8 protein-coding genes are annotated in these 12889 nt (G+C 72.1%); 4 read left to right on the top strand and 4 right to left on the bottom strand.

Annotation, left to right across the window (positions count from 1 at the left end; all coding sequences use genetic code 11):
- Positions 1-267 precede the first annotated feature (267 nt).
- Genes AB0J86_RS24230 through AB0J86_RS24240 form a run of 3 tightly spaced genes read left to right on the top strand, consistent with a single transcriptional unit; the run spans position 268 to position 5297 of the window.
- The gene (locus tag AB0J86_RS24230) at positions 268-864 is read left to right on the top strand and encodes an RNA polymerase sigma factor (protein WP_363859881.1); all 597 of its coding nucleotides are present in this window, start codon (positions 268-270) and stop codon (positions 862-864) included.
- Positions 865-871: 7 nt separating this feature from the next.
- Positions 872-1909, top strand: a complete 1038-nt coding sequence (locus tag AB0J86_RS24235) for a CU044_5270 family protein (RefSeq protein ID WP_363859882.1) — start codon at positions 872-874, stop codon at positions 1907-1909.
- Positions 1910-1952: 43 nt separating this feature from the next.
- The gene (locus tag AB0J86_RS24240; protein WP_363859883.1) at positions 1953-5297 is read left to right on the top strand and encodes a S8 family serine peptidase; all 3345 of its coding nucleotides are present in this window, start codon (positions 1953-1955) and stop codon (positions 5295-5297) included.
- A gap of 114 nt (positions 5298-5411) precedes the next feature.
- Here AB0J86_RS24240 and AB0J86_RS24245 read toward each other — a convergent pair whose 3' ends face one another.
- The 4 genes from AB0J86_RS24245 to acs all read right to left on the bottom strand — a co-directional run bounded on the left by AB0J86_RS24245 (position 5412) and on the right by acs (position 11913).
- Positions 5412-6356 (bottom strand): alpha/beta hydrolase, encoded by a 945-nt coding sequence (locus tag AB0J86_RS24245; RefSeq protein WP_363859884.1) that lies wholly within the window; start codon positions 6354-6356, stop codon positions 5412-5414.
- 121 nt (positions 6357-6477) lie between these two features.
- Positions 6478-7014 (bottom strand): hypothetical protein, encoded by a 537-nt coding sequence (locus AB0J86_RS24250; protein WP_363859885.1) that lies wholly within the window; start codon positions 7012-7014, stop codon positions 6478-6480.
- 155 nt (positions 7015-7169) lie between these two features.
- A complete protein-coding gene (locus tag AB0J86_RS24255) occupies positions 7170-9617 on the bottom strand; it encodes an immune inhibitor A domain-containing protein (RefSeq protein ID WP_363859906.1) in 2448 nt (815 codons plus the stop codon).
- Between the two features lie 334 nt (positions 9618-9951).
- Positions 9952-11913 (bottom strand): acetate--CoA ligase, encoded by a 1962-nt coding sequence (acs, locus tag AB0J86_RS24260; protein WP_363859886.1) that lies wholly within the window; start codon positions 11911-11913, stop codon positions 9952-9954.
- 204 nt (positions 11914-12117) lie between these two features.
- Between acs and AB0J86_RS24265 the strand changes: the two genes are divergently transcribed.
- A complete protein-coding gene (locus tag AB0J86_RS24265) occupies positions 12118-12864 on the top strand; it encodes an oxidoreductase (protein WP_363859887.1) in 747 nt (248 codons plus the stop codon).
- The last annotated feature ends 25 nt before the right edge of the window (positions 12865-12889 follow it).

The following is a 12889-nucleotide window of genomic DNA, read 5'->3' on the forward strand; positions in this document are numbered from 1 at the left end:
TCGACCGGTCGACGCCGTTGCCGGTACGCGGGATGACGCAAGGCCGCGGCGGTACGCGCGAGACAAGGCAAGGCCGCGCCGGTACGCGCGAGATGCGGGCAGGGCCGCGCCCGGAACCGGCGACGCTTCGGGAAAAGTTCGAACTACTTCCGCGCCTGCGGGCGAAAGCGGGTGGAAGTGTTCCGTCTACCCGAAGAGAGAACCCATGAGCATTCGTGGCCAGACGCCATCCCGCCTCCGCCTCCGTAGGTCGTCCGGGACCGGCCGGTGACGACCGAGGCGGTCGCCGGCACGACCGGGCAGACCGTCAGCGACAGCGGCGTCATCGAGCGCTCGCGGACCGCCCCGGAAGAGTTCGCGGAGATCTTCGACCGGCATTCGGCGGCCGTCCTCGCGTACCTTTCGCGGCGGATCGGCCGGTCCACGGCGGAGGACCTGACCGCCGAGACGTTCCTGGTGGCCTTCCGCAAACGTGGCCGGTACGACCCGGAGCAGCCGGACGCCCGGCCGTGGCTGTACGGCATCGCCACGAACCTGCTGCGACGGCACCGGCGTACGGAGGTCCGCCAGTACCGGGCGCTGGCCCGTACCGGGGTCGATCCCGTCGGCGACCACGACGAGCAGGGCGCGACCGCGCGCCTCACCGCGGCGACGGCCACCCGCCGGATCTCCGCCGTCCTGGCCAAGTTGTCCCCCGGCGAGCGGGACGTGCTGCTGCTCTTCGCCTGGGAACAGCTCAGTTACGCCGAGGTGGCCCAGGCCCTCGACATCCCGGTCGGCACGGTCCGCTCGCGGCTGCACAGCGCCCGCAAACGGATGCGTACGGCGCTGCCGGACCTCGACCCCACCAACTTCCAGGAGTGATTCGACCATGGATGATCTGGACCTGTTGCGCGATCTGCGTGCCGATCTCACGCCGCCGAGCCGAGCCGAACTGCTACCCGCTCGTGGCCAACTGCTGCGCGCGATAGCGGGCGACGCCGCCGACTCGCACCGGGCCGCCCCGCGCAGGCCCCTGTCGAGTGGCTGGCGGCTCGCCCTGCCGGCCGGGTTGGCGCTGGCCCTCGCCGCCGCGCTGGTCGTGGGGGTGCGTGGCCAGGACCAACGGGATCTGCCCGTGCGGCCGGGCCCCGGCGCGACCGCGATCGCCGAGGCGTCGCCGGCCGAGTCGGACGCGGCGCGGCTCCTGCGCAACGCCGCGCTGGCCGCCGAACACCAGCAACTGCTGACGGTACGGCCGGACCAGTTCGTGTTCGTAGAATCGATCGAGGAGAGCACCCCCGAGAGCTTTACCTGCGACGGCAAGCCCGACCAGTCCGACTGCGAGACCATCCGCGGACCCCGGACGCGTTACCTGCGCCAGATCTGGCAGTCCGCGGGGGGCGTCGATCCGGGCCTGCTGCGCGAGCGGCAGGAGTCCGGTACGGGTGGGTGGTCCGAGACGCGGTTGGACGACTGCGCGATGCCCGGTTCGGCACCGAACTGCCGGCCACGGCCCGCGTACCTGGACGATCTGCCGACGGACCCGGACGCGATGCTGGCCTACCTGACCCGGGGTGAGCCGGCCAAGTGGTCCCCGGACAGCGACCTGTTCACCAGGGCCGGCGACCTGATCGGGGAGAACTACCTGCCCCCCGCGTCGCTGACCGCACTGTTCCAGGCGCTGGCCAAGGTCCAGGGCATCACCGTGAGCCACAACGCGGTGGACGCGGCCGGACGGCATGGCGTCTCGGTCGGGGTCGACGGTGCGATCCGCAACGAGTTGATTTTCGATCCGGCGACGTACGCGTACCTCGGCCGGCGGGCGGTCGTGCTGCGGGACGGCAACGGCCTCAAGCGGGGAACCGTCGACGGACAGAGCGCGCGGCTGCGCGTCGCGATCGTCGGCGAACCCGGCCAGCTGCCCTGAGCGGCCGATGCCAGCCAACCCTTCGACGAATCGGACTTGCCAGATGAGCCTTTCGAAGCGCGCACTCGCGGCGGCGATGGTGGTGCTGTCGCCACTCGCCGCCGGCACCGTCGGGTCGGCGAGCGCGGCCGGCCACGGGGTGACCGGCCCACCGCGCCCGACCACCACCGCGCCGGCGCGTACGGTCACGTTGATCAGCGGCGACCGGGTCACGGTGCTCGATCCCGACGCCGAGCAGATCCGCGTCGAGCCGGGCCGGGGACGCGACCGGGTCACCTTCGTGACCCGGCGGATCGCCGGTCACCTGCACGTCATCCCGGCCGACGCGGCGCCGCTGCTGCGCGACGACCGGTTGGACGACCGCCTCTTCGACGTCACGGAACTGCTGCGGTCCACTCGGGACAAACCGGACGGCCGGCTTTCGCTGCTGGTCACGCCGGCCGGTGACGCGCCGGCCGCCGCCCGAACCGTGTCCGCGGCACGAGCCGCGCTCACCGCCAGTGGCGCACAGGTCGGAGTCGATCTGCCGGGGCTCGGCGCGTTCTCCCTGCGGGCGAGCGGCGCCCAGCTCTCCGGGATGTGGGCCGAGCTGACGGGCGACGCGACCATGCGGCGGGCGCTTGCCAGCGGCGGCGGGACCAAGCTGTGGCTGGACGGCGTGCGGCGGCCGACGCTCGACGTCAGCGTGCCGCTGGTGGGAGCGCCCACCGCCTGGCAGGCCGGCTACACCGGTACGGGCGTGACGGTGGCGGTACTGGACTCGGGGATCGACGCGACCCATCCGGACCTCGCCGGTCGGGTCCGGGCGCATCAGAACTTCACCGACGGAGAGGAGGACGACCGGGACCTGGTCGGGCACGGCACCCATGTCGCCTCGACGATCGCCGGTGACGGAACCGCCTCGGGCGGCCGGTTCAAGGGTGTCGCGCCGGACGCACAACTGTTGGACGGCAAGGTCTGCACGGTCTACGGCTGCCCCGAGTCCGCGATCCTGGCGGGCATGCAGTGGGCCGCCGACCAGGGCGCCAAGGTGGTCAACCTGAGCCTGGGCGTTTCCGACACCCCCGAGGTCGATCCGCTGGAGTCGGCGGTGGGGCGACTCACCGACGAGCGCGGCATGCTCTTCGTCGTCGCGGCCGGGAACAGCGGTGCCGACGGGACGATCGACTCCCCGGCCAGCGCGGACGCCGCGCTCGCGGTCGGCGCGGTCAGCAAGAGCGACGAGTTGGCGGACTTCTCCAGCCGGGGGCCCCGTACCGGCGACGCCGCGATCAAGCCGGACCTGACCGCGCCCGGCGTGGAGATCACCGCGGCCCGGAGCAGGGACAGCGAGGTCGGCGAGCCCGGGCAGATGTACGCGACGATGTCCGGTACCTCGATGGCCGCCCCGCACGTCGCCGGTGCGGCGGCACTGCTCCGCCAGCAACACCCCGACTGGACGCCGGAGCGGCTCAAGGCGGTGCTGCTGGGGTCGGCGAAGGCGAATCCCGAACTCGATGTCTTCGCCCAGGGCGCCGGCCGGCTGGACCTCGCCCGCGCCATCGGTCAGTCCAGCTACGCGACCCCGGCGAGCGTGAGCTTCGGGGAGCAGCGGTGGCCGCACGGCGACGACCAGCCGTCGGCGCGGACCGTGACGTTCCACAACACCGGTACCGGCGACCTGGCCCTGGCCCTGGCGTTGACGACGACCGGGCCGGGTGGCAAGCCGGCGCCGGCGGGCATGTTCACCCTCTCCGACGACTCGCTCACCGTGCCCGCAGGTGGTCAGGCCAGCGTCACCCTCACCGCCGACACCCGCGTCGGCGACGAGGACGGCAGCTTCTCCGGCTACCTCAGCGCGACCGCGGCGGGCAGGGCGGCGGTGCGGACCCCGTTCGCGGTGGTCCGGGAGGTGGAGAGCTACGACCTCACGCTCTCCCACACCGGCCGGGACGGCCAACCGGGCACGGACTTCACCACGGTGGTACGGGGAACCGGCGAGGCCGCGGAAAGCGAGTGGTACGTCCGGGGCCCGGAGAGCACCACCACGCTGCGGCTGCCGAGGGGCACGTACGTCGTCGAAAGCACCACCGTCGAGGCGGAGAGCATGACCCTGCTGGTGCAGCCGGCGGTGACGCTCACCTCGCCCCGGCGGGTAGACCTGGACGCCCGGTTGGGCGCGCCGGTCTCGGTCAGCCTCGCGGACCGGTCCGCGACCCAACTGGTGGCCGAGGCAACCGTGCGGGAACGCGTGGCGCCGGACAGCACGGTCATCTCCGGTCTGATCGGCACGACGTTCGACGGGATGTACACCGCCCGGATCGGCCCGGACCCGGGCGCCGGCCCGGTCTCGACGGTGATCAGCGCGAAGTGGGCCCGCCCCGGACCGGACGGTACGGTCACCGACAGCCCGGAGACGTACCACGGGTCCTGGATCACCGAGGGCCGCATGCTCACGGGCTTCGCCCGCCAACTGACGGCGGGCAACCTGGCGACGGTACGCGACGCGTACGCCAGCCAGGCCGACGGCGTGCTCAGCGCAGCCTCCGGCACCGCCGCCTCGCCGAGCGGTTACCGCCCGCTGCTCGGGTACCAGATTCCGTTCCACGCGCCGTTCCGGCGGGTGAACCACTACAACACCGACGGTGGGGTGCGCTGGCAGGGCGGCTTCATGGAGGGCGCGGGGCTTGTCAGCACCCGGGGAACGTCGGTCACGTACGAGGCGGGCCGCGAGTACGTCCAGCAGTGGAACCAGGGGGTGTTCGGGCCGGTGCTCGGGGAGGTCACCCGTACCGGCGACACGCTGCTGTCGTTCGTCGGCCCGTACGGAGACGGCGCCGGCCGGTTCGGCATCTCCCAGACGGCGCAGCAGCGGGTCACCCTTACCCGGGACGGCAAACCCGTACCCGGCCGGGAGGCCGACGGCGGCAACGTCACGCTCTTCGACGTGCCCACGGACGAGGGCACGTACCGGCTCCAACTGGACGCCGAGCGGGCAGCGCCAGCTACCCTCTCCACCCGTACCAGCGCCGCCTGGACGTTCCGGTCGGCGCGCCCGTCCGGTGGCGACGAAGTACCGCTCCCCGTGTGGATGATCCGGTTCAGCCCCGAACTCGATCAGCGGAACGCGGCCCCGGCCGGCCGCCAGTTCGCCGTTCCGGTAACCGTGACGCCGCAGCCGGGCTCGGCCGCGGCGGCCCTGCGGAACCTTTCGGTGGAGGTCTCGTACGACGACGGCCGGACGTGGCAACGGACCGTCCTGCTCGGGTCCGGCGGGCAGCGGATCGCCATGCTGTCGCACCCCGGCCGGGACGGGTTCGTCTCGCTGCGGGCCAGCGCGGCTGACACCAGCGGGAACACGGTCGAGCAGACCATCGTCCGCGCATACCGGATCACCACGGGCGGCTGACCCGTCGGTGCTACGTCCCGTCCCGCCCGGTCCCGGTCAGGGTCGAGCGGGGCGGGACCGGTTCCCGGAGCCTTCCGGGCGGTGGTCCCGGCGTACGGGTGCGGGCGTGCAACGCTAGGACTTGGCCCAGCGCAGAATCTCGCCGAGCACCAGGTCGGTCGCCTCCACGTGCGGGAAGTGGCCGACCCGGTCGAGCAGCCGCCACTCGTACGCCGCCGTCACGTAGCGGCCCGAGCCCTGGGCGGTACGCGGCAGCGAGGCGGTGTCCAGCGCGCCGTGCAGTTGCAGGGTCGGGGTGACCAGCGGGGTCTGCATCAGCTTGACGAAGCGGTACCCGTGCAGCCGCAGCGCGGACCGGAAGGCCCAGCGGTACCCCTCCATCGCGCAGAACGCGGCCTGGGGGATCCGCATCGCCTCCCGGCAGCGGGCCGCGTAGTCGGCGAACGCCTCGCTGCGCACCCAGTCGGGTCCGCCCGAGCGGCGCAGGATGTCGCCGACCAGGGCCGCGTTGTGTCGGGTCAGGACGTGCTCGTAGCGGGGGAGTTGGAACTTGAGGGTCGGCGTCGCGGCGGTGAACTGGCCACGCGGGTCGACGAAGAGCCCGGCGCGCAGCCGCAGCGGATGCGGGGCGGCCAGGACCACCAGCCTGCGGACGAGCTTCGGGTGGAAGGCGGCGGCGGCCCAGCCGATCATCCCGCCCACGCCGGTGCCGACCACGGTCGCGGACCGCTCGCCGAGCGCCCGGATCAGCCCGGCCACGTCGGCGGCGAGGGTGAAGCCGTCGTACCCCCGGGGTGGCTTGTCGCTGGCACCGTAGCCGCGCAGGTCGACGGCGACGGCGCGGAAGCCCGCGTCCGCGACGGCGGAAAGTATCTCGTGCCAGGCCCACCAGAACTCGGGGAAGCCGTGCAGGAAGAGCACCAGGGGTCCGGTGCCGGCCTCGACGACGTGGAACCGGCTGCCGTTGGCGCCGACGAACCGGTGCGTCCACGGCCCGTCCACGAGTACGCGAGATTCGTCGACGCCGGGGTTCCGGCCGCCGCCTCGTCGCTCGGTCATGTCGGACAGCCTAGGCCGGAGACCCCCGGTCGCGCCCGTGCCGGCTGCCGTGATCAGGGATTCACCGGGGATGTCCCGGACGCGGGCGGGGCGCTCGACCCCGACCCGCCGCGCCGTACGGTCAGCCGCCGGAGCGCACCTCGACGATGCTGGCGGGTCGGCCCGGGCCACAGTCGACCTTGAGTAGCTGGGGACCGACCAGTACCACCAGCCGCCTCCCCTCGGTGAGGGTGCCGGCGTCGCGCCCGTAGAGGGCGTACTCGACGCCGTCGTCGGTGACCAGGCCGTAACAGGGGCCGGGCCCGCCGCGGGTGACCGTGCCGCCCACCACCTCGTTGCGGCGCTGGTCGGTCGGCTCGCTGGGCGGCTTGGCGGCCGGGCCCACGGTCGGCGGTCGGGAGTTCGACAGGGGCGGTCGCGTGCTGGTCGGGGAGCCGTCGGGGGCACCGGTCGGGGTGGTCCCCCCGGTGCCGGCGGGGCCGGCCGTGACGGATCCACCGACGGGTGCGGGGCCGAGGGGGGTGGGTTCGCCGGACGTCCCGGCGCAGCCGGCGAGCGGGACCAGCAGCAGGCCGGCCGTGGCCAGCAGGGCGGTACGGGTCGGGCGCCGGGCCGCTCGGGTGGCGGGCGGGACGGTCGAGGGGGTTGGCACACGCATGGCGGTTGGACCCCGGTACGCGCCGCCCCGGTTCCCGCCGCCGGTGCCCGCCCGGTGGGGCGCGCACCGGTCCAGCCGTGGCCGGAACAGGGCGACGCCCGGGGCGGTTGACCCGGCCCCGGGCGTCGCGTCGTGCGTCAGTGCCTCGACTGATGTCAGTTGAAGCGGACCTTCATGGCGGTGCCGTCACCGACGATGAGCCGCTCCAGAACCTTGATCTTGACACCCGCGGCCGGGAGCTTGACGCCGTGGTTCGGCAGCTCCGCGTACCAGTACTTCTTGGTGTCGTTGAACGTCGGCTCGGCGTCCTGGCCCCGGATGTACTGTGCCTGGCCGTTCACGTGGAGCGTGAACGAGTCGGCCCGGTCCAGGCTGAACGGCGCGTCGTACACCTGCACCCGGGCCCGCCACGGCGCGCCCGTGAGGTTGTAGATCGGCGCCGGGTGGGCGTCGACGTACAGGTTGCGACCCTCACCCGGGTGATCGCTGGTGTTGTTGTCGACCTGGGAGGTGTCCCAGTAGGAGATGAGCAGCCCCTCCTGGTACGCGTAGTGGTCGACGTAGTCCGGCTTGGTGTTCTGGTAGCCGAAGAAGTACGGCCCCGTCTTCAGGTACTTGTCGTACGAGGTGTACGACCGGTAGCCGGCGATGTAGTAGTTGTCGTACAGGTCGGTGATGGAGGAGCCCACCACAGACCAGCCGTCGGCATTCCAGCCGGCCGGCGTCTCGGCGCCGTCGGTGAAGATGGCCGCGCCGTCGGCGGTGACGGTGAGGTTGTCACCGAAGAAGCCACCCTCGGAGACGCCACCGTCGGTGCGGTAGTGGAAGCGGAACAGCACGTTCTGCCCCGCCACGGCGGTCAGCGGGACGTTGATGTCCACCCACGCGCCGTTGGAGCTGCCGTCGATCGCGGGGGTGTTGCTGGCGTCCCGCGGGAACGGCGTGCCGTTGATCGTGCCGTCCCGGGCGGTCCAGGTGGCCCCGCCGTCGGTCGAGGTCTCGAAGTAGAGGTAGTCGTACCCCTCCTCGATCGCGTACCGGCCCTTGAGCGAGAGCGCCGCGGCGGTCTTGCCGGTCAGGTCGAAGGACCGGGTCAGCGTGTTGTCCAGGTCGTCGGCGTTACCGGAGAAGTACTGCTTGGTCCCCGCGAACGGCGCGCCGAGATCGTGGGTGACCTCCTTCTTCGGCAGTACCACCACCGCGGCCTGCGGCAGGTCCGAGTTGAACTCCTGTGGGCCGAGGGTCAGGGTCCGGCTCTGCCCCGGTACCAGGACCTCGTAGTCGAGCCAGCCGAGCTGCAGCTTCTGCCAGGCGCCGATGTCGCCGGGGCGCTGGCCGATGCCCTCGTCGTTCTTCGCGCCGAGGCGGCTCTGCGCCATCAGCGACCAGTGCTCGACGCTGTTGTCGCCGGCGCCGGTGGTGTCGTAGTCGTCCGGCAGGCCGAGGTCGTGGCCGTACTCGTGGACGAAGACGCTCAGACCGCCGTTCTCCGGCTGGATGGTGTAGTCACCGATCCAGACGCCGGTGTCGCCGATCTGGGTACCGCCGAGCAGGTTGCCGGTCGGGCCGGTGCGGCCCGCGTCGGTGCCGAAGGCGTACCAGCGGTGGCTCCAGATCGCGTCCTCGCCCTGGTGCGGGTCACCGTCGGCCTGGTCGCCGCCGGAGTGGACGATCTGGAAGTGGTCGATGTAGCCGTCCGGCTCGTTGAAGTTGCCGTCGCCGTCGAAGTCGTACCGGTCCCACTGGTCGAACGACTTCATGTCGTCGGCGATCTGCTGCGGCGTACGGCCGAGCGCCCGCTGGTCCAGCACCCACTGGTTGGCCGCGTCGCGGACCAGCTGCCAGGTGTTGTTGCAGGTGCTGGAGGCGCAGACGGCGGGGTCGTCGCCGTTGGCGTCGGTCGGGTCGTCGTCGGAGCGACCGTACCGGGCCTCGTTGTAGCGGACCTTCACCCAGTCGGTAACCTCGCCGTCGACGCTGTAGCGCCCCGACGACTGGGTCTGGTAGTAGGTCTTCACCGACTCGACGTTCTTCCCGTTGCCGAAGTACAGCTTCCGGAAGTAGTCCGCCGAGTAGTCCGGCTGCCAGACGGTCGAGTTGTCGACCGCGCGGTTCGGCTCGGGGATCTGGTTGTGCAGCGGCCCCGCGAACGTGGTCGGCCCGGCCGTGGTCGGGTCCGTGTCCTTGTCCGGGAAGCTCGGGTGCCGCTCGTCGCCGAACTCGGCGAGGATCACGAAGATCCGGTCCGTCGTCTCGCGCTTGAGCTCGACGTACTGGTCCGTCGTGGGGTTGCCGCTGGCGGCGGTGGCGCCCGCCTTTGCCTTGGCCTGGGTGCCGGCGAAGCCGGCACCGGTGGTCTCGCCGACCTTGGCGACCGTGCTCGCGCCGCGCTTCTCGACCTTGGTACGGCCGCTGACCACGTCACTGACGGCCTGTTCGCGAAGCTCGCGGCGCTTCTCTTCGAAGGGGTTGGGCAGGTCGTCGCTCGGGACCGACTTCTCGGTCGGAGCCGCGGCCGGCGCCTTCAGCGGCGGTGCCGCGAACGCTGGGGCATGGAGCGATACGCCCACCCCCGACGCAAGCGACACGGTGAGCAGGCCCACCATGAGTTTGCGCACCTAGGTACCTCCGGGTTGGCTGGATGCCAGGCAGCGCCGAGGCGGCGTCGCTGGCCGTCCGGATAGAGATGGCGCCCAACAGCTGGGGCCATTGTGAAACTTAAACAGTTCACTGCACCGGGGGAAGCGGCCGACCGGGTTTTGTTGCAAGTTGTTGTTGGAAACCGCTCCCGATGTCACAAATTTCGCCCATCTGTCGGCAGCCGACCAGGCGCGATGCGGCAAAACGGTCAACAAACGACGGTGGGTGGGCCCCCCAGCCGGGGCCCACCCACCGTGGTTGTCGGAAAGGTTACAGCGCGTTCCGACGGGAAGGCGGTCAGTCCTCGTCGGACCTCGTGTGCATCCCCGCGGAAATCAATTCCATTACGGACGAGTCTTGCAGCGTCGTGACGTCACCGAGCGAACGGTTCTCGGCCACGTCGCGGAGCAGGCGCCGCATGATCTTCCCGGAGCGGGTCTTGGGCAGCTCCGGTACCAGCATGATCTGCCGCGGCTTGGCGATCGGGCCGAGCGACTTGGCCACGTGGTTGCGCAGCTCGGTGATGAGCTGCTCGCCGGCGTCCCCGCCCGTCTCCACGCTGCCCCGCGGGATCGCGAACGCCACGATCGCCTGCCCGGTGGTCGGGTCGGTCGCCCCGACCACCGCCGCCTCGGCCACCGAGGGGTGCGACACCAGCGCGGACTCGACCTCGGTGGTGGAGATGTTGTGGCCGGAGACCAGCATCACGTCGTCCACCCGGCCCAGCAGCCAGAGGTGACCGTCGTCGTCCTTCTTGGCCCCGTCGCCGGCGAAGTACATCCCCTGGAAGCGGGACCAGTACGTGTCGAGGAAGCGCTGGTCGTCGCCCCAGATCGTGCGCAGCATCGAGGGCCACGGCTCGCGCAGCACCAGGTACCCGCCGCCACCGTTCGGTACGGAGTTGCCCTGGTCGTCGACCACGTCGGCGCTGATGCCCGGCAGCGGCGACATCGCGCTGCCCGGCTTGGTGGCGGTGACCCCGGGCAGCGGAGAGATCATGATGGCGCCGGTCTCGGTCTGCCACCAGGTGTCCACGACGGGCAGCTCGCCCCGGCCGATGTGCTGCCGGTACCAGATCCACGCCTCGGGGTTGATCGGCTCGCCCACGCTGCCGAGCAGGCGCAGCGACGACAGGTCGTGGCCGGCGGGGATCTCCTCGCCCCACTTCATCATCGTCCGGATCAGGGTCGGCGCGGTGTAGAGGATGCTGACCTTGTACCGGTCGACGATCTCCCAGAACCGGCCCCGGTGCGGGGTGTCCGGGGTGCCCTCGTACATCACCTGGGTGGCGCCGTTGGAGAGCGGCCCGTAGACGATGTACGAGTGGCCGGTGACCCAGCCGATGTCGGCCGTGCACCAGTAGACGTCGGTCTCCGGCTTCAGGTCGAAGACCGCGTGCGTCGTGTACGACGCCTGGGTCAGGTAGCCGCCCGTGGTGTGCAGGATGCCCTTCGGCTTCGCCGTCGTACCGCTGGTGTAGAGGATGAAGAGCGGGTGCTCGGCGTCGAACGGCCGGGCCTCATGGGTCTCGCTCGCGGTCTCCACCGTCTCGTGCCACCAGCGGTCCCTGCCCGTCCAGGCGACGTCCTGCCCGGTACGGCGGACCACGAGCACGTGCTCGACGGTCGGGCACTGGGCGACGGCCTCGTCCACCGTGGGCTTGAGCGCCGACGGCTTGCCCCGGCGGTAGCCGCCGTCGGCGGTGATGACCACCTTGGCGCTGGCGTCCTGGATCCGGTTGGAGAGCGCGTCGACGGAGAAGCCACCGAAGACCACGCTGTGGGTGGCGCCGATCCGCGCGCAGGCCAGCATCGCGACGGCGGCCTCGGGAATCATCGGCAGGTAGATCGCCACCCGGTCACCCGCGACGACGCCCAGCTCGGTGAGCGCGTTGGCGGCCTGGCTGGTCAGCCGCAGCAGGTCGGTGTAGGTGATCGTGCGGGTGTCGCCCGGCTCGCCCTCCCAGTGGATCGCGACCCGGTCGCCCAGACCGGCCTCGACGTGCCGGTCGAGGCAGTTGTAGGCGATGTTCAGCTGGCCGCCCACGAACCACTTGGCGAACGGCGGGTTCGACCAGTCGAGCACCTGGTCCCACTCCTTGGCCCAGCTCAGCCGGCGGGCCTGCCGCTCCCAGAAGGCGAGCCGGTCGGCGGCGGCCTCCTCGTACGCCGCCGCGGTGACGTTGGCCTCTGCGGCGAGCGCGGCGGGCGGCGGGAACTCCCGTGTCTCCTGCAAAAGATTTGCCAGCGTCTCGCTCATCTATGGGCCTCCCACCTCACGTGACGTACCTCTCGGTAGGAGGTTAACGGGGGTTTCCAGAACGTCGCGACCACAGGTCGGCCCCGCAGCGGGTGCGCGCGCCGAACGGCCCGCGCCGCGCGCTCGCCGGTGCCCGTCGCGGCGTCCCGCTGGGCCGGGGATCTCCTGGTCGGCGCGGCGCCGGCATGTCCTAACGTGGCAGGCGTGACCACCGACCCGCTCGCCCCGCTGCTCGCGCTCGCCGACGTCGCGCCCGCCGTCGACCGGGCCCGCGACCGGGTCGACCAGGCGCTGCGGCACCGCGCGCTGCGCCGCCAGGGCGGCCAGGTCGCGGCCGAGGTCGGCCTCCGGTCCGCGGTGGCCAGCGCCGCGCTGGAGGGGTACCCCCACGAGCGCGAGGACGTGCGGGCCGGCACCGTCACGGACCCGGTGCTGCAGGGGGCGCTGCGGGTCGCCGGCGCGCTGCCCGGCCTGGCCGACCTCTGGCCGAAGGCCCCCCGACAGGTGCTGGCCCGGTTGCACGTGCTCGCGGCCCGCGGCGTCGTACCGGAGGAGGCCCTGGGTCGGCCGGTGGCCGATCCGGCGGTCGGCGCCCGGCTCGACGGCCTGGCCGGGCTGGTCGCCGGCGGGACGAAGGCGGCCCCGCTGGTGCTCGCCGCCGTGGTGCACGGGGAACTGCTGGCGCTGCGCCCGTTCGCCGGCCCGTCCGGGGTGGTGGCGCGGGCCGCGGCCCGGCTGACCCTGGTCGCCACCGGCTTCGACCCGCGCGGCCTGGTCGCGGTCGACGTGGGGCACCGCGAGCGGGAACCCGAGTACGTCGGTGCCGCGGGGGCCTTCGCCACCGGTACGCCCGACGGGGTGCGGTCCTGGCTGCGGCACTACGCGAGCGCGGTCGAGGTCGGCGCCGACCAGGTGGGCATCATCGGCGACGAGATCCTCGCCGCCTCCTGACCCCTCGCGGTCTCCCTGAACCTCG

Source organism: Micromonospora sp. NPDC049559 (assembly GCF_040676675.1).
Classification (GTDB): domain Bacteria; phylum Actinomycetota; class Actinomycetes; order Mycobacteriales; family Micromonosporaceae; genus JBFAPK01.

Excerpts from the sequence above, each read along its gene's own strand:
- AB0J86_RS24245 (WP_363859884.1), bottom strand. The coding sequence starts at position 6,356 with ATGACCGAGCGACGAGGCGGCGGCCGGAACCCCGGCGTCGACGAATCT.
- AB0J86_RS24235 (WP_363859882.1), top strand. The coding sequence starts at position 872 with ATGGATGATCTGGACCTGTTGCGCGATCTGCGTGCCGATCTCACGCCG.
- acs (WP_363859886.1), bottom strand. The coding sequence starts at position 11,913 with ATGAGCGAGACGCTGGCAAATCTTTTGCAGGAGACACGGGAGTTCCCG.
- AB0J86_RS24240 (WP_363859883.1), top strand. The coding sequence starts at position 1,953 with ATGAGCCTTTCGAAGCGCGCACTCGCGGCGGCGATGGTGGTGCTGTCG.
- AB0J86_RS24250 (WP_363859885.1), bottom strand. The coding sequence starts at position 7,014 with ATGCGTGTGCCAACCCCCTCGACCGTCCCGCCCGCCACCCGAGCGGCC.